The organism is Allobosea sp. GW821-FHT12C12 (assembly GCF_058807355.1).
On sequence record NZ_JBXAQP010000016.1, the window covers coordinates 1 to 21,981 of the forward strand.

Here is a 21,981-nt window from a genome sequence, read left to right on the forward strand (position 1 = left end):
TTCTCCCGGCAGGCATCTTGAATCACGATCAAGCCGATTTGCGAATCCCCGATTCCGCTAAAAATCAGCATGCTCTAGCATGTCTGCAAAACCCATGATCACCTCCCTGACCGAAGGGAATGCAATCATGGGTTGCGGATGCGGTCAAGACGCGGGACCATCACCGGCGAATCGCTGCGCTAGCCGACCGGCGTCGGCGCGCCGGTTCCCTGCGGATAGGGCGCGGGCGGCGCGTCGGCGGCCGGCGGCGGCGCTGCGCCGCTCGCCGCGAGCGCGTCGCGCAATTTCTGCTCCTGGCTGTGGTCGAGCGAGGTCTTCAGCACCACGCCGCCGGCGCCCTTGAGCGCGTCGAGCACCTTGTCGGCGGTCATCTTGTTGATCAGCACGAAGAGCGCGGCGTTGCCCGGCTGCAAACTCGCCGAGAGCTCCTTCATGAAGCCGTCATTGACGCCGTAGTCGGTCAGCGCCCCGCCGAGCGCGCCGGACGCTGCGCCGAGCGCCGCGCCAAAAACCGGCATCAGGAAGATCGCGCCGATCAGCAGGCCCCAGAACGAGCCGGAGACCGCCCCCAGCGCGGTGGTGTTGAGGAGCTGATTGAGCTTGACCTTGCCGCCCTCCTGCATGACCGCGATGGCGGCGTCGCCGATCTCGATCAGGTATTCCTTCTGCAGCGAGATGACCTTCTGGCGCATCTCCTCGGCGCGGGCCTCGCTCGGATAGACGATGACGACGAGATCGGACATGGGGCGCTCCTGTCGCGGATGTGGCTTCCAGCCTGTCGCGCTGATGTGACGGGCTCGTGGCGAACGCGGGACGAGCTTCGCCGGTTCCGGCGCCTCGCCGTGAAAGGCTTATTCGTCCCCGGCCGCCTTCGCCGCCTCGGCATTGCTGCGAAGCGGCAGCTCCTTCATCCGGATCATGAAGACCAGCGCCATGGCGAAGCCGAAGGCCGTCGCCGCAAAGACGTACCGGAACAGCCGCACCATCGTCTCGCGGTCGACCGCGCCCAGCTTCAGCGCTTCGGGCGAGAGGCCCGCGCCCTGCCCGCCGACGCCGCCGAGCACGATCGCGCCGAAAACCGCCACGATCAGCGCCCCGCCGATCTGGCGGAAGAAGTTCGCCATCGCCGTCGCGGTGCCCATCTGGTGGGGCCGGACGGCGTTCTGGATCGAGACGGTCGCGACCGGCAGCATGGTGCCGAGCCCGAACGAGACCAGCGCCAGCAGCAGCCCGAACGGCACGAGCGGCATCCGACCGGCGAAGATGGCCAGCGCCGCCATGCCTGCGAGCGCGATGCTCAGGCCCGCGATCGGCATGCGCTTGTAATGCGTCGCTCGCGTCAGCGCCTGGCCCGACAGCGTCGCGCCGATCACCGTGCCGCAGGTCAGAGGCAGCAGGCCGAGCCCCGAATAGGTCGCCGACAGGCCCGCCACCGTCTCGAAATAGAGCGGCAGGTAGATCGTCAATCCGATGAAGGCGCCCATGCCGAATCCGGCCGCGACGATGCCGTCGCGCACGACCGGGTTGGCCAGGATCGCAAGCGGGATCAGCGGCTCGTCGGCCGACCGCAGCCGCCATGCGAAGGCGATCCAGAGCACGAGGGAGAGGGCGACGAGCGCCAGGATCGGAGCCGAGCCCCACAGGTAGCGCGTCCCGCCCCAGGACAAAGCGAGCAGCAAGGTCATCGTCGCGCTGGTCATCAGGAATGCCCCGAGCACGTCGAGCTTGTGCGGTCGCTCGTGACGCGGCAGCCGCTTCAGCGCCGAACTCGTCATCCAGTAGGCGGCGAGCCCGAGCGGCAGGTTGATCCAGAAGATCACGGACCAGTGCAGCGCATCGGCGATGACGCCGCCGAGCACCGGCCCGAGCACCGAGGAGATGAAGAAGACGCTCGCGATGTAGACCTGATAGCGGCCGCGCTCCTTCGGCGGCACCATGTCCGCGATGATCGTCTGCGCCAGCGCGATCAGCCCGCCGCCGCCGAGCCCCTGCACGAAGCGCGCCACGACCAGCAGCCACAGCGACGGCGCGATCGCGCAGGCGACCGAGCCGAGGATGAAGACGACGATGCCCGAGAGCAGCGTCACCCGCCGGCCGTGGATGTCGGCGAGCTTGCCATAGAGCGGCGTCACCGCGGTCGAGGCCAGCAGATAGGCGGTGATCACCCAGGGCAGATTGGCGACGTCGTCGAGTTCGCGCCCGATTGTCGGCATGGCGGTCGCGACGATGGTCTGGTCGAGCGCCGCCAGGAACATCGCCAGCATGATGCCGATGATGATCGAGCGGATATCCTCATGGCTCATTGGGCCGCGATCGGCGGCCGCCTCGACCCGCTTGTCCATGAATTCCGGTGCCTGCGTGCGTTTTGGGAATGACCGGAGTCTAGGGCGGGGAGGAGCCATGCGGTAGGGGCGTGGCGGAACATGCGCCATGCGCCGCTTGCGCCCAGCCCCGCCGCGCGCGGCAACTGACGGGGCTGGCGCTTCTCAGCCCTGCGCCAGCGTCCGCAGCCTGTCGATATCGGTGATCGTCATCGTCCTGCCGTCGACGTCGACGCCATGCTCGCGCAGCACGTTGAACAGCCGCGACAGGTTCGCCGGCGTCATGCCGAGCTCGAGCGCCAGGGCGCGCTTGGAATAGGTCATGCGGACGACGCTCTGGTCCTCGCCGCGCGAGAGCTGGAGCAGGATCCACTGACCGAGTCTTTGCTCGGCGCTGCGCAGCTTCTGGTCGAGCAGGCGGTCGGCCAGGAGCATGTTGCTGCGCGAGGAATGCACCAGCGCGGCATAGCAGACGGCGGCGTCCTCGCGCACCGCATGCAGGAAGGCGGGCGTCTCGATCGCGAGCGAATCCGTCGGCTCGCGCGTGATCAGCGAGACGACCGAGGGCAGGCCCTGGATCGCGGTGGAAACCTCGAACACCACCGGCGCGTCGACGGCGAGCAGGATCGTCTCCGAGGCGTTGATCCGGCTCCAGCCCTCGACGGCGCCGCGCCGGACGCAATGTATGAAGCGCGGCTGTTGACCCTGCCGGTTGATCTCGATCCCGGCCGAATAGGACCGGAACACGCAATGCGGCACGAGCGCCTGAAGCGTCGCCTCCCTGGCGTCGGCGAAGAGCTCGAATGTCCTCAGGACCGCGATGACGGCCTCAGACATGTGGCCCCCGGATCGGCAGGACCGGAGACGCAGGCCGGATGGCCGGTGGAAAACAGGCCAGGATGCGCAGGCTCGGGCTCGACAGAGGCGGATGACGCGCGTTGCGCAGCGGTTTCAAGCGTTTCGCCTCGGGAAACATCGATTGTGGACGGGCCGTTCATCTTTGTCCCGAAACCGGGGTGCAGCGCAATCCCGGTCGCCGCATGGCGGGCCTCTTGCCTGTCGCGCCCGCCGCGTCAGGCCCGAGGCGGCACGGCGTTCGGATCCATCCACATCAGCTCCCAGACATGGCCGTCGAGATCCTGGAAGCCGTGGCCATACATGAAGCCGTCATCCTGCGGCTCCTTGTAGGTCGTGCCGCCCGCCGCGAGCGCGGCCTTGACCATGGCGTCGACATCGGCCCGGCTCTCCCGGGAAAGGCAGGTCAGCACCTCGATGCTCCGCGACGTATCCGCGATCGGCTTCGGCGAGAAGCTCGCGAATTTCTCATGCGTCAGCAGCATCGCGAAGATCGTCTCGCTGATCACCATGCAGGTCGCCGTCTCGTCGGTGAACCGGGGATTGAAGGAGAAGCCGAGCGCCGTGAAGAAGGCGACCGACCTGTCGAGATCCTTCACGGGCAGGTTGACGAAGATCATCTGAGGCATGGCCAGGTTCCTGGGCTGGTGGTCTTGTTTCCTGGCTGTGGGGCAGCGCCGTTCTGACGTGGAGCTGCGGCCGGATTTTGGCAAGGATGCGAGGATCGATCTTCGGCCATCGCGTTGAACGTCCTTTCCATTTCGCATCGCGCTGGTAGCTTGAGGCCGGGGAAGATGAGGGGTGCATGCGGGCACGGCTGGCGCTGTGCGGTCCAGGCGACGTCTCCGGAGAAGCCCGGCCGCATCACCCTGAGCCGGGTCCGCGGCGGCGAGCGCCAGGGCGCGGAGCCGGTTTAGCCGGGGACACCGTCCGCTTCTCCGGGCCTTGTCGGAAAACCGGACGGTCTTCATCGGCGGCGGATCGGGCCGGATTCCGTCGCGCCTATGGGTCGAACAGGGCCGGAGATTCGGGGCCTGGTCGAGAAACTGATGGGTTGCCGAGTCAAGGCGAAGGCTGACATCCCGAGCGGGCTGGAGATACGAGATCATGGTGCTGATCAGCGCGACGAATGCCCGCCTGGTGGTGATCGACATCCAGGATCGGCTCATGGCCGCGATCCATGACGGCGAGCGCGTCATCGCCAATGCCCGCCGCCTGACGGACGCCGCGCGCATTCTGGAGCGGCCCGTGCTGATGACGGAGCAAAGCCCGGCCAAGCTCGGCGGCTCGGCGCCGGAGCTTGCCGGCGCCGGTCCGGTCGTCGCCAAGACGAGCTTCGATTCCTGCGCCGAGCCGGCCTTTCTCGAAGCGCTCGGTGGCGATGACGATCTCGTCGTCTGCGGCTGCGAGGCCCATGTCTGCGTCGCCCAGACCGTGCTCACCCTGCTGGAGCATCGTCGCCGCGTCTTCGTGGTGCAGGATGCGACCGGCTCGCGCACGCCCGAATCGAAGGAGGTCGCGATCCGCCGGATGGAGCGTCACGGCGCCGAGATCGTCACCACCGAGATGGTGGTGTTCGAATGGCTGCGCGGCGCAGGCCATCCGCGGTTCCGCGATGTCTCGAGGCTGATCCGCTGAGTCGCATGATCGCCTGTCCCGGTTTCACCATCTTGTCGGTTTACCGCTAGGTCAGCCGCGTTGTCGCGCGCGAAGTCGATACGACCACGAGGGAGAAGCCCCATGCTGCGCCGTTCCTTTCTCCAGCTCGGGCTCGCCGCCTTCGGCGCGCCGGCCCTGATCGGCCGCGCCGGCGCCACCGAAGCCCCGGCGCCCGGCGGCGTCAAGTTCACCGTCACCTATTTCGACGTGCCCGGCATCAGGGGCTCGCGCGACGTCGCCGATGCCGGCGACGGCACGATCTGGGTCTGCGGCCAGCGCAACGGCACGCTCGGCCGCTTCGATCCGCGCTCGGGCCAGATAGAGGTGATCGATCTCGGCCAGGGCGCGGCGCCCCATGGTGTCATCCGTGGGCCAGACGGCGCGGCCTGGGTCACCGAGGGCGGCCAGAACGCGATCGCCCGCGTCGACGACAAGACCCGCAAGGTCGCGCTGTTCAGGCTGCCGGACGATCGCGCCAGGGCCAATCTCAACACCGGCGTCTTCGACAAGGCCGGCATCCTCTGGTTCACCGGCCAGGACGGCATCATCGGCCGCTTCGATCCGAAGACCGAGAAGATGGAGATCTGGGACGCCCCGCGCGGCCGCGGCGCCTATGGCATCACCCTGACGCCGTCCGGCGAGGTCTGGTATGCCTCGCTCGCCGGCAACCACATCGCCCGGATCGATACCGGAACCGCCAAGGTCACGGTGGTCGAGCCGCCGACGCAAGGCCAGGGCGCGCGCCGGGTCTGGTCGGATTCGAAGAACCGGATCTGGGTCAGCGAATGGAACTCGGGCAACGTCTCGGCCTATGACACGCCGAGCCAGAGCTGGAAGACCTGGAAGCTGCCGGGCGAGAAGCCGCGCACCTATTCGGTCTATGTCGACGACGCCGACAAGGTCTGGCTGACCGATTTCACGGCCAACGCCATCGTCCATTTCGATCCGGCGACGGAAGCCTTCAGCTCGTTCCCGAGCGACAAGGCCGGAGCCAATGTCCGCCAGATGGACGGCCGCTCCGGCGAGGCCTGGGGCGGCGAGAGCGGCAACGACCGGCTCGTCCGCATCCAGACGGTGAAGCCGGCGTGAGTCTTGGTCGCGGCGGGCTGTCGCTGACCCGCCGGTCGCCTAGAGCGGCCGGCCGATCTTCTTGGCGATCAGCCCGACGATGCCCTCGCGGAAGAGCAGCACGCAGACCACGAAGATCACGCCCTGTATCGCCAGCACCCAGGAGCCCAGGCCGGCGAGGTAGTTCTGCATCGAGACGATGACGAGCGCGCCGACGATCGGCCCGAACACGGTGCCGAGCCCTCCGACCAGCGTCATCAGCACGACCTCGCCCGACATCGACCAGTGCACGTCGGTCAGCGAGGCGAGCTGGAAGACGATCGCCTTGGTCGCGCCGGCCAGCCCCGCCAGCGCGGCCGAGAGCACGAAGACGGCGAGCTTGTACCGGCTGGCGCGGTAGCCGAGCGAGATCGCGCGGGGCTCGTTGTCGCGGATCGCCTTGCAGACCTGGCCGAAGGGCGAGTGGATGATCCGGTAGATCAGCAGGAGCCCTGCCATGAAGATCGCCGCCACGAGCCAGTACAGGGTCCGGTCGTCGGCGAGGTCGAGCAGGCCGAACAGCCGGCCGCGCGGCACCGCCTGGATGCCGTCCTCGCCGCCGGTGAACTTCGGCGTCTGCAGCGAGAAGAAGAACACCATCTGCGCCAGCGCCAGCGTGATCATGGCGAAGTAGATGCCCTGCCGGCGGATGGCGAGCGCCCCGAAGACCAGGCCGAGCAGGCCCGCCACCAGCATCCCCGACAGGATCGCGAATTCGGGCGGAAAGCCCCAGGTCTTGGCGGCATAGGCCGAGACATAGGCCGCCATGCCGAAATAGGCGGCGTGGCCGAAGGAGAGCAGGCCGCCATAGCCGAGCAGCAGGTTGAAGGCGAGCGCGAACAGCGCGAAGCACAGCACCTTCATGACGAAGACGGGATAGACGACGAAGGGCGCGACCAGAAGCAGCACGCCGAGCCCGATGAAGACCGCCCGGTGCAGCCGCTCGGCGCTCCGGCTGGTCTCGACCAGGGCGAGGCCGCCGGCGGGGGCGTCGTCGAGGGTGATGTTGGCCATGGTCAGGTCCTCGTCTCGCTGAAGCGCGCCGCCATCACGCGGTCCGCCCGAACAGGCCGGCCGGCTTCACCAGCAGCACCAGCACCATGATGATGAAGATCACGGTCGCCGAGGCTTCCGGATAGAACACCTTGGTCAGGCCCTCGATCAGGCCGAGCGAGAAGCCGGTGACGATCGCGCCCAGGATCGAGCCCATGCCGCCGATCACGACGACGGCGAAGACGACGATGATCAGGTCCGCGCCCATGTTCGGGTTGACCGAGTAGATCGGCGCGGCGAGCACGCCGGCGAAGGCCGCGAGCGCGACGCCGAAGCCGTAGGTCAGCGTCACCAGCAGCGGCACGTTGATGCCGAAGGCCTGGGTCAGGGTCGGGTTCTCGGTCGCGGCCCGCAGATAGGCGCCGAGCTTCGTCTTCTCGATCAGGAACCAGGTCGCGAGGCAGACCACGAGCGAGGCGAGGACGACCCAGCCGCGATAATAGGGCAGGAACATGAAGCCGAGATTCTGGCCGCCGCGCAACTCCGCCGGAATCTGGTAGGCGAGACCGGACGAGCCGTACTGGTTGCGGAACAGGCCCTGGATGATCAGCGCCAGGCCGAAGGTCAGGAGCAGGCCGTAGAGATGGTCGACATGCGCGATGCGCTTCAGCAGCAAGCGCTCGATCGCGATCCCGGTCACGCCGACGGCGAGCGGCGCCAGCAGCAGCGCCGCCCAGTAGTTGATTCCGAGATAGTTCAGGCACATCCAGGCGACGAAGGCGCCCATCATGTATTGCGCGCCATGGGTGAAGTTGATGATGTTGAGCAGCCCGAAGATCACGGCCAGGCCCAGGCTGAGGATGGCGTAGAACGAGCCGTTGATCAGGCCGAGCAGGACCTGGCCGAACAGCGCCTGGGGCGGAATTCCGAGAAGCTCGAACATGCGCGGCTCAGATCGTTCTTTTGTTTCAGTGCGCAAACCGTCTCCGTCATCCCGGGCTTGACCCGGGACCCATCCCAGAGCGTTCTCCTGCCCTATGATGGATCCCGGATCGGCGCGGCTTCGCCGCCTGTCCGGGATGACGGCTCGCTAAAGCGAGGCCGTCACTTCTTCACCAGCGGGCAGTCGCTCTCGGAGAGCGGGCGGAAGGCCTGCTCGGCCGGGATCACGGCGATCTGCTTGTAATAGTCCCACTTGCCCTTGGATTCGGACGGCTTCTTGACCTCGTAGAGATACATGTCGTGCATCTTGCGGCCGTCGGCGCGGATCGTGCCCTTGCCGAACAGCGGGTCGTCGGTCGGCATCTCCTTCATCTTGGCCATCACCACGGCGGAATCCTTGGACTTCGCCGCCTCGACCGCCTTCAGATAGTGAAGCACCGAGGCGTAGACGCCGGCCTGCACCATGGTCGGCATGTTGCCGTTATGGGCCTTGGCGAAACGCTGCGACCAGGCGCGGGTGCCGTCGTCGCGGTCCCAGTAGAAGCTTTCGGTCAGCACCAGCCCCTGCGCCGTCTGCAGGCCGAGCGCGTTCACGTCGGAGATGAAGACGAGCAGGCCCGCGAGCTTCTGCCCGCCCTGGGTGATGCCGAACTCGCCCGCCTGCTTGATCGAGTTGACGGTGTCGCCGCCGGCGTTCGCCAGCCCGATCACCTTGGCCTTCGAGGCCTGCGCCTGCAGCAGGAAGGAGGAGAAGTCGGTGCCGGGGAATGGCGTGCGCACCGCGCCGAGCACCTTGCCGCCGTTCTTGGTCACGACCGCGGCGGTGTCGCGCTCGAGCGCATGGCCGAAGGCGTAGTCGGCGGTGAGGAAGTACCAGGAGTCGCCGCCGGCCTTGACCATCGCGCCGCCGGTGCCGTTGGCGAGCGCATAGGTGTCGTAGGTCCAGTGGACGGTGTTGGCCGTGCAGGCCTTGCCGGTGATGTCGGACGACGCCGCGCCCGAGTTGAGGTGGATCTTGTTCTTGTCCTTGGTGATCTGGTGCACGGCGAGCGCGACCGAGGAGGTCGGCACGTCGGCGATCACGTCGACATTGTCGGTGTCGTACCATTGCCGGGCGATGTTGGAGCCGACATCGGGCTTGTTCTGGTGGTCGGCCGAGACGATCTCGACCTTGATGCCCTTGTCGGCCGCCTTGAAGTCCTCGACCGCCATGCGGGCGGCCACGACCGAACCCTCGCCGGTCAGGTCGGCATAGAGGCCCGAGCGGTCGTTCATCACGCCGATCTTGACCGAGATCTGCTGGGCCAGCGCCGGCGCGCAGATCAGCGCCGCGAAGGCGGTCGTGGCGAACAAGGTTTTGAGCTTCATGGTGTCTCTCCCTGGGAATGGCGTCGGTTTCGACATGGTTTCTTGTTGGCGAAGGCGGTCATGGGCCGGCGCGTCCGCGGTCAGACCCCGAGATAGCCGTGGAGTTTGTCGATGTTGGCGTCGAGTTCGGCGTTCGGGATCATGTCGATCACCTTGCCCTGCTCGACGACGTAATGCCGGTCGGCGACCGTCGCGGCGAAACGGAAGTTCTGCTCGACCAGCATGATCGTGTAGCCCTCCTGCTTCAGCTTCCGGATCGTCGCGCCGATCTGGTCGATGATCACGGGAGCGAGCCCCTCGGTCGGTTCGTCGAGCAGCAGGAGATGCGCGCCGGTGCGCAGGATGCGGCCGATCGCCAGCATCTGCTGCTCGCCGCCCGACAGTTTGGTGCCCTGGCTCCTCAGACGCTCCTTGATGTTGGGGAAGAGCGCGAAGATCTGGTCGAGCGACAATCCGCCGGGCCTGACCTGCGGCGGCAGCAGCAGGTTCTCCTCGACGCTGAGCGAGGCGTAGATGCCGCGCTCTTCCGGCACATAGCCGATGCCGAGTTTCGCGATCGCCCGCGAGGGCTGCGCGATCGTCTCCTTGCCTTCGAAGACGACCGAGCCCTTGCGCTTGGCCATCACGCCCATGATCGATTTCAGCGTCGTGGTCTTGCCGGCGCCGTTGCGGCCGAGCAGCGTCACCACCTCGCCCGGCGCGACGTCGAGATCGATGCCATGCAACACATGGCTCTCGCCATACCAGGCCTCGAGCCCGCGCACGCTGAGCAGCGGGGCTGCGCCGGCCGCTTTTGCCGGCTTCGGCAGGGTCGCCTCAGTGAGCATGGCCGACTCCGGAACCGATATAGGCCTCGATCACGCGCGGATCCTTGGAGACGGCGGCGTAGTCGCCCTCTGCCAGCACCTGCCCGCGCGCCAGCACGGTGATGGTGTCCGACAGCGAGGCGACGACCGAGAGGTTGTGCTCGACCATCAGGATGGTGCGGTTGACCGCGACCTTGCGGATCAGCGCCTCGATGCGCTCGACATCCTCGCGGCCCATGCCGGCCATCGGCTCGTCGAGCAGCATCATCTCGGGATCGAGCGCGAGCGTCGTCGCGATCTCCAGCGCGCGCTTGCGGCCATAGGACAGTTCCACCGCCGGCAGGTCGGCGAAGGCCGAGAGCCCGACCGCGTCGACCAGCCGCAGCGCCTGCTCGTCGAGCGGCTTCAGCGCCGCCTCGGAGCGCCAGAAATCGAACGAGTCGCCCCGTTTGCGCTGCAGCGCGATGCGGACATTGGTCTTGACCGAGAGCTGCGGGAACACCGCCGAGATCTGGAAGGAGCGCACCAGCCCGAGCCTTGCGATCTCGGCCGGCTTCTCGCCGGTGATGTCGCGGCCGTTGTAGATGATCGCGCCCTTGCTGGGCGCGAGGAACTTGGTCAGCAGGTTGAAGCAGGTCGTCTTGCCGGCGCCGTTGGGACCGATCAGGGCATGGATCGAGCCGCGCCTGACCTTGAGGTCGACGCCGTTGACGGCGGTGAAGCCGCCGAAATCCTTGGTCAGGCCGGACGTCGACAAAATCGTATCGTCAGCCATGGCGAAAGCCGCAAGCCGTCATCGCATTCTTCTTTTGTTTTAGTTCCCTCTTGGACGCGATGCTGCACCGCCCCTTGCGCGGGTGTCAACGGCGTGGCGGAGGCAATGCCGCGAGACGGAGCGGCGCATCGGACCCAATCCGGCATTCTCGCGCGGCTCTCGGCGCGAGATGCTTCAAAAAACAGCGGAATCGCCGATTTCTTGTCGCGGCGGAGCTGATACGGGTGTGCGGATTCCCGCATGCCGGGGCGCGGCGCGGCTTCCGGAGCCGGGCGCGGCCGCGATATTCCGCTTTACTCTAGGAGAGCCTCTCCGTTTAATGGACAAAAGGTCTGCGCATAGCCTGTCCGCGGCTCCGGGCAAGACGATGTCCGGCCGACCGGGCCGCGGTCTCGAGGGAAAGCCCGGAGGGTGGTCGTCGTGAAACTGGCATTCCCGCTTTGTCTGTCGCCGATGCGTGGTCGCCTGGCGTTCGTCGCCGCCGCGCTGGTCTGCGTCCTGAGCTGGGCCGGCCCGGCCGCCGCCGCGCCGGAAGAGCGCCGCGTCGCGCTCGTCATCGGCAACGGCGCCTACACCAGCGTGCCCCCGCTGGCCAATCCGGTCCGCGACGCCAGGGGCGTGGCCGCCGCGCTGAAGCGGCTCGGCTTCGAGGTCATCGAAGGCTACGATCTTCCGATGGACGACATGCGACGCACCATCAGCGACTTCTCCCAGAAGCTCGACGGATCGGCGGCGGGTCTTTTCTACTATGCCGGGCATGGTATCGCCGTCGGTGAGGAGAACTACCTCTTCCCGACCGACGCGACCCTGAAAAGCGAGGCGGACCTCGACTTCCGGACCATCAGCGTGAGCCTGGTGATGCGCCAGATGCAGCGCGACGAGCGGGTCAACATTCTGATTCTCGACGCCTGTCGCGACAATCCCTTCGCCGCCCAGCTTGCGGCCCGTTCGCGCGCCGTGTCGCGTGGCCTGAGCCCGATCGATACGCAGTCGGCGTCGGGAATCCTGATCGCCTTCGCGACCGATCCGCGCGCGACCGCCCTCGACGGAGATCGAGATGGCAACAGTCCCTTCACGGCCGCCCTGCTGAGGCATATCGAGACGCCGGATATCTCGATCACGACCGTGATGGACCGCGTCCGCGCCGACGTCTGGGAATCCACCGGCCGCAAGCAGAAGCCATGGACGAACTCCTCGATCATCGGCGAGTTTAGGATGAACCCCTCGGTGACGAGCCCCTCGATCAGGATATCGGCGGTCGATCCCGCGATCAACGTTCCGCCCCCGGCCGTGCCGGCCGCCCCGGCCGGGCTCGACCGCGCCCAACTCGACGTCAAGATGTGGGAGGCGGCGGAGCGCGGCAACTCGATCGCCGATTTCAGAAGCTATCTCGAGGTCTTTCCTGACGGGCAGTTCGCGGCTTTCGCCCGCAACCGTCTGGCTAAGTTGCAGGATTCGCCGGCCGCCCCCGTCGCGGTCGCCGCCGTCGCGGCGGCCGCTGTCGGCGTCGGCGCGGCGGCGGTGCGCGCCGCGGTCCTGCCGGACGAGGCGCTGAAGGCCGAGGTCGGTTCGGCGCAGACCGAGGCGGCGATGAAGCTAAACGCCAAGGCCCGCCGCGAGCTGCAGACGCGGCTGCGCGCCAGCGGCTTCAAGCCGGGACCGCTCTCGGCCAGTTTCGGCGCCAGCCAGCGCAAGGCGGTGCGCGAATGGCAGGCCTCGCGCGGCATCCCGGCGACCGGCTACTTCACCGCCATGCAGGCAACCGCCCTGAACGTCCAGAGCGAGCCGGCCTATCGCCGCCTGCTCGCGGCGGAAGAGCCGCCGCCGAAGGCGAGGCCGGAGCGCCGGCGGCGCGAGGCGGTCGAGCCGGCGGCCACCCGTCGCGTCGTCCGGGAGCGCCCCATCGAACGCGTCGGCGCCTATGAATATGGCGCGCAGCCGGTCTATCGCGGCCGGGTCCGGGACCGCTCGCTGCCCGACGATGGCGGGGCGGGAGCGGCCGCGGTGGGCCAGATCATCGGCGGCGCGATCTTCGGCGGGATCACCGGCATCCGGCCCAGATAGGACTATCGGGCCAGCGCCGCCGAGAAGACGGCGGCCAGGTCGCGCAGGCGCGCCGCGTAGATCTCGTGCACAGGCGCGTGACCGGCTTGGAAGGACATCTGCGAGCAGATCAGGGACGCCAACCGCAACGGCAGCCGCGATCTCGCGGCTCTCGTGAAGCATGTCGCCGAGGATTCGCTGGTAGGCTGGGGCTGGCGGCCCGGCCCCGGACGCACGCCCGCGCCCGGCACGCAGGCCCAGGCCGGTGCGCTGATGCAGGCCTGGGTCGATACGGGCGCGGCCTGCCCGGCGTCCTGAGATCAGGCGATGTCCATTCCGAGACGCGCCGGCCCCTTTCCGGGCTCGGCGTTCGCGCGACTCCATGTTGCAACCGCACCACCGGCTCGGCTAGTGCTGTGATCACGCTACGGCGCTTCCGGTCCCAGCGGCAAAGGCAACGCTATGAAGAAGGTTTTCCCCGACGCCAGGGCTGCGCTCGCTGGGGTCATCAAGGACGGCATGACGATCTGCGCCGGCGGCTTCGGCCTCTGCGGCATTCCCGACGTCCTGATCGAGGCGGTGCGCGAGAGCGGCGCGAAGGATCTGACCGTCGTCTCCAACAACGCCGGCATCGACGGGGCGGGGCTCGGCATCCTGCTGGAGACCCGTCAGATCAGGAAGATGATCTCGTCCTATGTCGGCGAGAACAGGCTCTTCGCCCAGCAATACCTGGCCGGCGAACTGGAGCTCGAATTCACGCCGCAGGGCACGCTGGCCGAGCGCATCCGCGCCGGCGGAGCGGGCATCCCGGCCTTCTTCACCAAGACCGGCGTCGGCACGCTGGTCGCCGAGGGCAAGGAGGAGCGCGAGTTCGACGGCGAGCGTTACATCATGGAGCGCGGCATCTTCGCCGACGTCTCGCTGGTGCATGCCTGGAAAGGCGACACCGAGGGCAACCTCGTCTACCGAAAGACCGCGCGCAACTTCAATCCGATGATGGCCAGCGCCTCGCGCATGACCATCGCCCAGGTCGAGAACCTGGTCGAGGCCGGCGAGATCGACCCCGACCACATGCACACGCCCGGCATCTTCGTGAAGCGGATCGTCCACGTCGCCAACCCGGCCAAGCGCATCGAGCAGCGCACCGTGCGCAAGCGCGCGGCTTAAGGAGTTTTGACCATGGCCTGGACACGCGACCAGATGGCGGCCCGCGCCGCCAAGGAACTCAAGGACGGCTTCTACGTCAATCTCGGCATCGGCATCCCGACGCTGGTCTCGAACTACATCCCCGAGGGCATGTCGGTTCAGCTCCAGTCGGAGAACGGCATGCTCGGCATGGGACCCTTCCCCTACGAGGGCGAGGAGGACCCCGACCTGATCAACGCCGGCAAGCAGACCATCACCGAGCTCAAGACCACGAGCTATTTCTCCTCGGCCGACTCGTTCGGCATGATCCGCGGCGGCCATATCGACCTGTCGATCCTCGGGGCCATGCAGGTCGCGGAGAACGGCGACCTCGCCAACTGGATGATCCCCGGCAAGATGGTGAAGGGCATGGGCGGGGCGATGGACCTCGTCGCCGGCGTCAGGAAGGTCGTCGTGGTGATGGAGCATGTCGCCAGGAACAAGGACGGCACGGAATCGGCCAAGCTGCTCAAGGCCTGCGACCTGCCGCTGACCGGAGCCGGCGTCGTCGACATGGTGATCACCGATCTCGGCGTCTTCGCGATCGACGAGAACGGCGGCGGCATGAGCCTGATCGAGCTGGCCGACGGGGTGACGGTCGACGAGATCAAGGGCAAGACGGAGGCGGCGTTCAAGGTCGCGGTTTAGCCTCAGCCATTGCCGTCATGGTCGGCACAAGGGCGAGCATGACGGACGGAGTCGCTACCGCCCCCGCTCCCACCCCGCCCTGACCAGCTCCGGCGTCTCGCTCTCCTGCTCGGGCCAGCCGACGCACAGCCACGCGATCAGCTTCCACTCCGGCGGCGTTCCCAGCGCCTCGCGCACGACTTCCCGCTCCAGGATCGAGACCCAGCCCACGCCGAGGCCGGCGACCCGCGCCGCCAGCCAGAACTGCGTGACCGCGGCGACGACCGAATAGTCCAGCATCTCCGGCATCGTCCGGCGACCGAGCCCGTGCCCCTGCGTGGTGCCGTGGTCGCAGAACACCGCGATCTGCTCGGGCGCCTCGCGCATCCCTTCGAGCTTCAGCGAGGCATAGAGCCGCGCCCGCTCGCCGTCGTAATCCGCCAGCGCCTCGGCATTGCAGCGCCGGAAGCTCTCACGCGCAGCCTCTCGCTGCGCTTCGTCCGTCACGCGCACCCAGCGCCAGGGCTGCGAATGGCCGACCGAGGGCGAGAGCTCGGCTTGGCGCAGCAGCCGTTCGATCAGTCCGTCCGGCAAAGGCTCGCGCCGGAAGCGCCGGACATCGCGCCGCCACGCCAGCAGGTCCGAAAACCTTGCGGCGAAGACCTCATCGAAGACAGGCGGCTCGCCGTTCACGAGGCCACCGCTATCGCGTGGAAGAACGAGCCCGTCACCAACCCCCGCCGGCTGCCGGTGGGCGCGGGCCGCGAGCCATGCGGGTCGGTCACCATGGCGAAGGGCGGATCGTCGCCCTGCGCGACGATCGTGGCGTAGTGGAACTCGTGTCCTGTGAGCGTCGCGCCGGCCGGCCCGAGCGGTCCGGCGGCCTGCAGCACGGCGCGGCGATAACCGAGGTTCATCTTGCGCTTCGCGAAGGAGGTCTCGACGCCGAGCAGCCCAGCCATGGCATGGCTCGCGCCATCCGCGTCGATCAGGCTCTTGCCCAGAGCCATGTAGCCGCCGCATTCGCCATGCACCGGCCGCGTCCGGGCGAAGTCGCGCAAGCCCGCGAGGAAACGCGCCGCGGCCGCGAGCCTTCCCGCATGCAGTTCCGGATAGCCGCCGGGAAGCCAGCAGGCGTCGCAGGCTTCGGGCGGCGGCTCGTCGGCGAGCGGCGAGAAGGGGACGAGCCCGGCTCCGGCCGCGCGCCAGCCGGCCTCGACATGCGGGTAGACGAAGGAGAAGGCGGCGTCGCGGGCGATCGCGATGCGCCGCCCGGGCGCGGGCAGGGCAGGCGCGGCCGTGGCCGGCATCGGCACCGTCGTCGCGCCGGCCGCCGCGATCAGCGCATCGAGATCGACCGCCGCCGCGACCGCATCGGCCAGCGCCTCCAGCCGGTCATGCAAACCTTGAGTCTCGCCGGCCTGGACCAGCCCGAGATGCCGCTCCGGCAGGATCAGGCTCGCCTCGCGCGGCAACGCGCCGAGGACGGGCAGCCCGATCCTCGCCATGCCCTGTCCGACGAGGCGAGAATGCCGCTCGCTCGCGACCTTGTTCAGGATCACGCCCGCGATCGTGACGCGCGGATCGTAATGCATGCAGCCGAGCGCGATGGCGGCGGCCGATTGCGCCTGCCCCGAGACGTCGATCGCCAGCACGACCGGCCAGCCCATGAGCGCGGCGATGTCGGCGCTCGCACCCGTATGGCCGTCGGGGCCCGGCACGCCGTCGAACAGACCCATCGAGCCTTCGGCGATGACGAGGTCGGAGCCGCCTGCCGCGTCCAGCGCGATCTGGGCCAGCAACGCGTCGGGCATGGCGAAGGAATCGAGATTGGCGCTCGGCGCGCCCGTGGCGGCGGCGTGGAAGGCCGGGTCGATATAGTCCGGCCCGCATTTCAGCCCGCGCACCGTCAGGCCGCGCCTCGCCAGCGCCCGCTGCAGCCCGAGCGTGATCGTGGTCTTGCCCGAGCCCGAGCGCGGCGCGGCGAGGATCAGGCCGCGCGCGGTCAAACGCCGCCTCCCGGCCTGAAGCGGCGGTCGTAGCCGGCCGAGTAGAGCGCGCTCTCGCCGAAATCATCCGCCCCCAGCGCCGGCCCGACCAGGATCAGCGCCGTCCGCTCCAGCCCGGCCTCGCGGACCTGTCCCGCGATCGTCGCCAACGTTCCGCGCAGCACGCGCTCGTCCGGCCAAGAGGCGCGGAAGACGATCGCCACCGGGCAATCCGGCCCGTGGAACGGCGTGAGTTCTGCCACGACCCGGTCGATCACATGGATCGAGAGATGGACCGCCAGCGTCGCGCCCGTCGCCGCGAAGGCGGCGAGCGTCTCGCGCTCGGGCATGGCCGAGGCCCGGCCCGAGGTGCGTGTCAGCACCAGCGATTGCGCGACGCCGGGCAGCGTCAATTCTCGCCTCAAGGTCGCGGCGGCGGCCGCGAAAGCCGGAACGCCGGGCGTGACGCTGCAGGGAATGCCGAGCACGTCGAGCCGGCTCATCTGCTCGGCGCAGGCGCTCCAGATCGAGAGATCGCCGGAGTGCAGCCGCGCCACGTCCTGCCCGGCGGCATGGGCGGCCTGCATCTCGGCGATGATGGCGTCGAGGTCGAGCGGCGCGGTGTCGACGATGCGCGCGTCCGGTGGGCACCAGTCCAGCATCGCGCGCGGGATCAGCGAGCCGGCGTAGAGGCAGACGGGCGCGGTCGCGATCAGGTCGCGACCGCGCAGGGTGATCAGGTCGGGCGCGCCGGGGCCGGCCCCGATGAAATGGATCGTCATGGCGCCGATCTCGCCAGCGCGCAGGTGACGCGCGCGGTCGCGATGCGCGGCTGGATCAGCACTCCGCCCGGCCCGGCGGCGGCGAGCGCGGCGGCCTCCGCCACCGAGCCGACGCCATAGAGCGAGGCGATCCGGGTCGAGCGCGTCGCGCAGCCCGCCTCGAAGCCTTTGAGCGCCTCGTCGGGGATGGCGACGAGTTCGGCCTCGCGCGCCTTGGCGAGCGCAAGCAGGCCGGGCTCGCCGCTGCGGGCTGCCAGCGTCGCGATGCGCGGCACAGGTTGCTGCGCCAGCCCCGTCGCCGCCAGCGCCTGATCGAGACACGCCGCAATCTCGCCCTCTGACGTGCCGGGCCGCAGGCCGATTCCCGCTATGATGCGGCCCTCGCTCACGGCTTCACCACGCGCCATTGCGTCACCGGCATCGCGCTGCGCCAGCCATGCAGCGGCCCGACCCGGTCGAGATGCGCGACGCCGAGCCGGCGCAGCGATCCACCATGGCTCTGGAACAGCGCCGCCAGCCGCGCCTCGCCCTCCAGCGTCACGACATTGGCGACAAGCCGTCCGCCGGGCCTGAGCGCTTCCCAGGCCGCCTCGGACACGCCGGCGTCGCCGATCCCGCCGCCGATGAAGACAGCGTCCGGAGCGGGCTGGCCGGCGAGGCTCGCAGGAGCCGCGCCCGCGACGATCTCGACCGGCAGCGCGCCCAGCGCCAGCCGGTTCGCGGCGATACGCTGCGCCCGCTCCGGCTTCTCCTCGAAGGCCACGGCGCGGTTGCGCGGATGGCGCAGGCACCATTCCAGCGAGATCGAGCCGGAGCCTGCGCCGATGTCCCAGAGCAGGTCTCCGGCACGCGGCGCGAGACCCGACAGCGTGACCGCGCGGACATCGGCCTTGGTGATCTGCCCGTCATGGGCGAACCAGTCCTCGTCGAGCCCGCTCGCCAGCGGCAGGACGCGGGCCCGCGGGCTCGCGACGACCTCGACCGCGATCAGGTTCAGCGGGTCGATCTCCGCAATCGCGAAGCTATCGGCCCTCGCCTCCCGGATGCGCTCCTTCGGCCCGCCGAGCGATTCCATCACCGCGAGCGTGCTGGCGCCCAGTCCGCGCTCGCTCAGCAGGGCGGCGACCGCGCCGGGCGTCGACGCATCCCAGGACAGGGCCAGAATCCGGGCATCCGGCTGCAGATGCGGGATGATCTTCTGCAGCGCGCGGCCATGCAGCGAGACCAGGGCGCAGTCCTCCTGCGGCCAGCGCATCCGCGCGCAAGCCAGCGAGAAGGAGGACAATTGCGGCAGGACCCGCATCTCATCGGCTGGAACAGCCCGGCTCAGCCCGGCGCCGATGCCGTAATGGAACGGATCGCTGGTCGCGAGCACGCAGACCCTGCGGCCGCGCTCCGCCAGGATCGCCGGCAGGGCGTTGCGGAACGGCTGGGGCCAGGCCCTCGCCTCGCCTGGCACGGAACCGATCAGGGCGAGGTGGCGCTCGCCGCCGAAGACGATCTCCGCCGCGTCGAGCACGGCCAGCGCCTCCGGCGACAGTCCGGCGCGGCCATCCTCGCCGAGACCGACGAGGCTCAGCCATGGCGCCGCCGCAACCGCGCTCGACAGCGTCCATGATTCAGGCGAGAACAACGACATGACCGTCCTCATCCTCGGCGGCACGAGCGAAGCAGTCGCTCTGGACCAGCACCTCGCTGACCAGGCGCCCGACATTCGCGCCATCGTCTCGCTGGCAGGACACACCGCCGATCCACGCCCCCTGAACCTGCCGCTCCGCGTCGGCGGTTTCGGCGGCATCGCCGGCTTGCGGCGCTATCTGGACGAGGAGGGCATCGTCGCCGTCGTCGACGCCACGCATCCCTTCGCCGCGATCATGCCGTTCCACGCCCAGGCCGCCTGCAAGGCCGAGAACGTGCCGCTGATCTCGATCCGGCGCAAACCCTGGACGCCGCGCGCGGGCGATCGCTGGACTTGCGTGCCCGACATGGAGGCGGCCGTCGCCGCGCTGGGGCCGGAGCCGAAGCGCGTCTTCCTCACGGTCGGCCGGCTCGAACTGCCGGTCTTCGCCGATGCGCCGCATCACCGCTATCTCGTCCGCGTCATCGAGCCGATCGGCGACCGCCTGCCGCTGCACGATGTCACGGTGATCCAGCAGCGCGGCCCCTTCCATGCCGATGAAGAGGCCGACCTGATGATCCGCGAGGGCGTCGAGATCCTCGTCAGCAAGAACTCCGGCGGCGATGCCACGGCCGGCAAGCTGATCGCGGCGCGCCAACTCGGGCTCCCGGTGATCATGGTGGAGCGGCCGCCAAAACCCGATGTCGAATGCGTCGACCATATCGATCAGGTCCTGCCCTGGCTGGTGGCGCAGGGGCTCTTCGTCACCGAGCGTGGCGTGTAGACGTAGGGCGCCGCGCCCTCGCGTGCGATCAGCCGCGTCGAAGAGGCGCCGATCATCACCAGCGTCGCCATGTCCGCCGTCTCGGCCTGCGTGATCGCCTCGGAAAGGCTCAGCACCCGCAATGCCTCGTCCGGCCGCCCGACCGCGCGGGCGAAGATGACGGGCGTATCCGCCGCGCGATGTCGCGCCGCCAGCTCCAGCGCCGCGCCGAGCTGCCAGGGCCGCGCCTTCGATATCGGGTTGTAGAGGCAGACCACCAGATCGGCGGCGAGCACCGCCTCCAGCCGCGCGGTCACCACCTCCCAGGGCTTGAGATTGTCCGAAAGCGAGATCGCGCAGAAATCGCCGCCGAGCGGCGCGCCGGCTCTTGCCGCCGCCGCCAGCATGGCGGTGATGCCAGGCTCGACCGTGATCGGGATCGCGCGCCAGGCCGGGTCGCCGGCCTCCAGCGCCTCGAACACGGCGGCCGCCATCGCGAAGACGCCCGGATCGCCGCCGGAGACGAGCGCGACCTTGTGGCCGACGGCCGCCAGTTCGAGCGCATGGGTGGCGCGCCTGATCTCGACCCGGTTGTCGGAGGCGTGTCTGGTCCGACCTTCGCGCGCGGGAATGCGGTCGAGATAGGGGCCGTAGCCGACGAGGTCGCTCGCCGCGTCCAGAGCCGCCTGCGCCGCCGGCGTGAGCCACTGCGCCGGACCGGGGCCGAGCCCGACGATGGCGAGCCGGCCGCTCACAGCCGCCGCCCTTCGCCGGGCACCAGCACCATCGCGAAATAGGGCGCCTCATCGCCGGCCTTGTCGTCGAGCCGGCTCACGACCTGGCCCGCCATGGTGGCGCGCTCGACATAGATCGCGCGGTGGATCAGCCCGGCGACCTTCAGCGCGCGGCGCACCTTCGGCAGGTTGCGGCCGAGCTTCATGATCACGGCGGCGTCGGTGTCGGCGAGGCGGCGGACCAGCTCGGCTTCGGGCAGCGTGCCCGGCAGCACGCTGAGCACGTCGTCGCCCCAGGTGATCGGCGCGTTGGCCCGCGTCCAGGCTCCGGCCATGCCGGTGACGCCCGGCACCACCTCGGTCGGAAAGCGGTGGCTCAGCCTGCGCCAGAGATGCATGAAGGAGCCGTAGAAGAACGGATCCCCGTCGCAGAGCACGGCGAGCATGCGCCCGGCCGCCATCTCGGCCGCCAGCCGCTCGGCCGCCGCGTCGTAGAAGGCCGAGATCGGCCCGTCATAGGCCGCGTCGCCGACCTCGGCCTCCGTCGTCACCGGGAAGGCGAGCTCGATCTCGCGCGTCGGATCGGGCGCGACGATCGCGTCGGCCGTGACGCGGGCGTTGCCGCGCCGGCCGCGCTTGCAGAAATGCACCAGCCGGTCGGCCTTGATGACGACGTCGCGCGCGCGCACCGTCATGTAGTCCGGGTCGCCGGGACCCAGGCCCACGCCGAAGAGCAGAGTTTTTCCCATGGAAGGATTGGCCGGCTCGCCCGTCACCGGTTCATTCCCGCTCTTGCGCCAGCGCGTTGACGGCCGCCGCCGCCATGGCCGAGCCGCCGCGTCGTCCATGCACCACGAGGAAGGGCGCTCGACCGTCATCGGCCAGAGCCTGCTTGGACTCGGCCGCGCCGACGAAACCGACGGGAATGCCGATCACGGCTGCCGGCGGCGGCGCTCCCGCGTCGAGCATTTCGAGAAGCCGGAACAGTGCCGTCGGCGCATTGCCGATGACGACGACCGCACCCGCCAGATCCGGCCGCCACAGTTCCATCGCGGCGGCCGAGCGCGTCGTGCCCATCTCGGCCGCCAGACCAGCCGTGCGCGCATCGTCGAGCGTGCAGATCACGTCGTTCCGCGCCGGCAGGCGGGCGCGCGTCACGCCGTTGGCGACCATCTTGGCGTCGCACAGGATCGGTGCGCCGCGCTTGAGCGCGGTTTCCGCGCTCGCGACGAAATCCGCCGACATGGCGACGTCATTCGGCAGGTCGGTCATGCCGCAGGCATGGATCATCCGCACCACCACGCGCGCCTCGGCGGAGGAGAACCGCGCGAGATCGGCCTCGGCCCGGATGATCGCGAAGGAGCGCTCATAGATCGCCGCCCCGTCCTGGACGTAGTCGTAACGCGTGCTCAAGC

Annotated in this window: 23 protein-coding genes and 1 pseudogene; 7 read left to right on the forward strand and 17 right to left on the reverse strand. The window is 69.0% G+C overall.

Going from position 1 to position 21,981, the window contains the following annotated elements; all coding sequences use genetic code 11:
* Nucleotides 1–179: 179 nt before the first annotated feature.
* The 4 genes from AC1RRW_RS19065 to AC1RRW_RS19080 all read right to left on the reverse strand — a co-directional run bounded on the left by AC1RRW_RS19065 (nucleotide 180) and on the right by AC1RRW_RS19080 (nucleotide 3,805).
* On the reverse strand, nucleotides 180–743 hold the full coding sequence (locus AC1RRW_RS19065) for a DUF1269 domain-containing protein (protein WP_492902809.1): 564 nt from the start codon (nucleotides 741–743) through the stop codon (nucleotides 180–182).
* A 108-nt stretch (nucleotides 744–851) separates the two neighbouring features.
* Complete coding sequence (locus AC1RRW_RS19070) at nucleotides 852–2,342, reverse strand: MDR family MFS transporter (RefSeq protein ID WP_492902811.1); 1,491 nt, start codon at nucleotides 2,340–2,342, stop codon at nucleotides 852–854.
* A 144-nt stretch (nucleotides 2,343–2,486) separates the two neighbouring features.
* The gene (locus tag AC1RRW_RS19075) at nucleotides 2,487–3,158 is read right to left on the reverse strand and encodes a helix-turn-helix domain-containing protein (protein WP_492902812.1); all 672 of its coding nucleotides are present in this window, start codon (nucleotides 3,156–3,158) and stop codon (nucleotides 2,487–2,489) included.
* 236 nt (nucleotides 3,159–3,394) lie between these two features.
* Nucleotides 3,395–3,805, reverse strand: coding sequence for a VOC family protein (locus AC1RRW_RS19080; RefSeq protein ID WP_492902814.1), 411 nt, complete (start codon nucleotides 3,803–3,805; stop codon nucleotides 3,395–3,397).
* Between the two features lie 478 nt (nucleotides 3,806–4,283).
* Between AC1RRW_RS19080 and AC1RRW_RS19085 the strand changes: the two genes are divergently transcribed.
* Nucleotides 4,284–4,814: an isochorismatase family protein gene (locus tag AC1RRW_RS19085; RefSeq protein ID WP_492902815.1), complete on the forward strand. Its 531-nt coding sequence runs from the start codon at nucleotides 4,284–4,286 to the stop codon at nucleotides 4,812–4,814.
* A 102-nt stretch (nucleotides 4,815–4,916) separates the two neighbouring features.
* The gene (locus AC1RRW_RS19090; protein WP_492902817.1) at nucleotides 4,917–5,924 is read left to right on the forward strand and encodes a Vgb family protein; all 1,008 of its coding nucleotides are present in this window, start codon (nucleotides 4,917–4,919) and stop codon (nucleotides 5,922–5,924) included.
* 39 nt (nucleotides 5,925–5,963) lie between these two features.
* Here AC1RRW_RS19090 and AC1RRW_RS19095 read toward each other — a convergent pair whose 3' ends face one another.
* From AC1RRW_RS19095 to AC1RRW_RS19115, 5 genes are all read right to left on the reverse strand, one after another.
* Nucleotides 5,964–6,956, reverse strand: a complete 993-nt coding sequence (locus tag AC1RRW_RS19095) for a branched-chain amino acid ABC transporter permease (protein WP_492902818.1) — start codon at nucleotides 6,954–6,956, stop codon at nucleotides 5,964–5,966.
* Between the two features lie 34 nt (nucleotides 6,957–6,990).
* A complete protein-coding gene (locus AC1RRW_RS19100) occupies nucleotides 6,991–7,878 on the reverse strand; it encodes a branched-chain amino acid ABC transporter permease (protein ID WP_492902820.1) in 888 nt (295 codons plus the stop codon).
* Nucleotides 7,879–8,039: 161 nt separating this feature from the next.
* Nucleotides 8,040–9,245 carry an ABC transporter substrate-binding protein gene (locus AC1RRW_RS19105; protein ID WP_492902822.1) on the reverse strand — a complete coding sequence of 402 codons (1,206 nt, stop codon included), beginning with the start codon at nucleotides 9,243–9,245 and terminating at the stop codon, nucleotides 8,040–8,042.
* Nucleotides 9,246–9,325: 80 nt separating this feature from the next.
* Entirely contained in the window at nucleotides 9,326–10,072 is a 747-nt protein-coding gene (locus AC1RRW_RS19110; protein WP_492902824.1) for an ABC transporter ATP-binding protein, read from the reverse strand.
* Entirely contained in the window at nucleotides 10,062–10,826 is a 765-nt protein-coding gene (locus AC1RRW_RS19115) for an ABC transporter ATP-binding protein (protein ID WP_492902826.1), read from the reverse strand. The genes AC1RRW_RS19110 and AC1RRW_RS19115 overlap by 11 nt, the downstream gene beginning before the upstream one ends.
* A gap of 420 nt (nucleotides 10,827–11,246) precedes the next feature.
* Here AC1RRW_RS19115 and AC1RRW_RS19120 point away from each other — a divergent pair, with 420 nt between their 5' ends.
* The 4 genes and pseudogenes from AC1RRW_RS19120 to AC1RRW_RS19135 all read left to right on the forward strand — a co-directional run bounded on the left by AC1RRW_RS19120 (nucleotide 11,247) and on the right by AC1RRW_RS19135 (nucleotide 14,702).
* Nucleotides 11,247–12,890, forward strand: coding sequence for a caspase family protein (locus tag AC1RRW_RS19120; RefSeq protein WP_492902828.1), 1,644 nt, complete (start codon nucleotides 11,247–11,249; stop codon nucleotides 12,888–12,890).
* Nucleotides 12,891–12,983: 93 nt separating this feature from the next.
* A pseudogene (locus AC1RRW_RS19125) lies at nucleotides 12,984–13,187 on the forward strand (Isoquinoline 1-oxidoreductase subunit); the annotation flags it as partial.
* A gap of 144 nt (nucleotides 13,188–13,331) precedes the next feature.
* Nucleotides 13,332–14,036, forward strand: coding sequence for a CoA transferase subunit A (locus AC1RRW_RS19130; protein WP_492902830.1), 705 nt, complete (start codon nucleotides 13,332–13,334; stop codon nucleotides 14,034–14,036).
* A 12-nt stretch (nucleotides 14,037–14,048) separates the two neighbouring features.
* Nucleotides 14,049–14,702, forward strand: a complete 654-nt coding sequence (locus AC1RRW_RS19135; RefSeq protein ID WP_492902831.1) for a 3-oxoacid CoA-transferase subunit B — start codon at nucleotides 14,049–14,051, stop codon at nucleotides 14,700–14,702.
* Between the two features lie 54 nt (nucleotides 14,703–14,756).
* Here AC1RRW_RS19135 and bluB read toward each other — a convergent pair whose 3' ends face one another.
* Genes bluB through cbiE form a run of 5 tightly spaced genes read right to left on the reverse strand, consistent with a single transcriptional unit; the run spans nucleotide 14,757 to nucleotide 19,090 of the window.
* A complete protein-coding gene (gene bluB / locus AC1RRW_RS19140) occupies nucleotides 14,757–15,374 on the reverse strand; it encodes a 5,6-dimethylbenzimidazole synthase (RefSeq protein WP_492902833.1) in 618 nt (205 codons plus the stop codon).
* On the reverse strand, nucleotides 15,371–16,690 hold the full coding sequence (locus AC1RRW_RS19145; RefSeq protein WP_492902835.1) for a cobyrinic acid a,c-diamide synthase CobB: 1,320 nt from the start codon (nucleotides 16,688–16,690) through the stop codon (nucleotides 15,371–15,373). The genes bluB and AC1RRW_RS19145 overlap by 4 nt, the downstream gene beginning before the upstream one ends.
* Entirely contained in the window at nucleotides 16,687–17,451 is a 765-nt protein-coding gene (cobM, locus tag AC1RRW_RS19150) for a precorrin-4 C(11)-methyltransferase (protein WP_492902837.1), read from the reverse strand. Before cobM ends, AC1RRW_RS19145 begins: the two co-directional genes overlap by 4 nt.
* A complete protein-coding gene (locus AC1RRW_RS19155) occupies nucleotides 17,448–17,840 on the reverse strand; it encodes a cobalamin biosynthesis protein (RefSeq protein WP_492902839.1) in 393 nt (130 codons plus the stop codon). Before AC1RRW_RS19155 ends, cobM begins: the two co-directional genes overlap by 4 nt.
* On the reverse strand, nucleotides 17,837–19,090 hold the full coding sequence (cbiE, locus tag AC1RRW_RS19160; RefSeq protein ID WP_492902841.1) for a precorrin-6y C5,15-methyltransferase (decarboxylating) subunit CbiE: 1,254 nt from the start codon (nucleotides 19,088–19,090) through the stop codon (nucleotides 17,837–17,839). Before cbiE ends, AC1RRW_RS19155 begins: the two co-directional genes overlap by 4 nt.
* On the opposite strand from cbiE, the gene AC1RRW_RS19165 reads away from it, so the two are divergent.
* On the forward strand, nucleotides 19,089–19,853 hold the full coding sequence (locus AC1RRW_RS19165) for a cobalt-precorrin-6A reductase (RefSeq protein WP_492902843.1): 765 nt from the start codon (nucleotides 19,089–19,091) through the stop codon (nucleotides 19,851–19,853). The two genes, cbiE and AC1RRW_RS19165, sit on opposite strands and share 2 nt — an antisense overlap.
* On the opposite strand, the gene cobJ is transcribed toward AC1RRW_RS19165, so the two are convergent.
* Genes cobJ through AC1RRW_RS19180 form a run of 3 tightly spaced genes read right to left on the reverse strand, consistent with a single transcriptional unit; the run spans nucleotide 19,796 to nucleotide 21,979 of the window.
* A complete protein-coding gene (cobJ, locus tag AC1RRW_RS19170) occupies nucleotides 19,796–20,587 on the reverse strand; it encodes a precorrin-3B C(17)-methyltransferase (RefSeq protein ID WP_492902845.1) in 792 nt (263 codons plus the stop codon). The two genes, AC1RRW_RS19165 and cobJ, sit on opposite strands and share 58 nt — an antisense overlap.
* Entirely contained in the window at nucleotides 20,584–21,315 is a 732-nt protein-coding gene (locus AC1RRW_RS19175) for a precorrin-2 C(20)-methyltransferase (RefSeq protein WP_492902847.1), read from the reverse strand. The genes cobJ and AC1RRW_RS19175 overlap by 4 nt, the downstream gene beginning before the upstream one ends.
* Before the next feature lie 31 nt (nucleotides 21,316–21,346).
* Nucleotides 21,347–21,979 carry a precorrin-8X methylmutase gene (locus AC1RRW_RS19180; protein ID WP_492903010.1) on the reverse strand — a complete coding sequence of 211 codons (633 nt, stop codon included), beginning with the start codon at nucleotides 21,977–21,979 and terminating at the stop codon, nucleotides 21,347–21,349.
* Nucleotides 21,980–21,981: the final 2 nt, after the last annotated feature.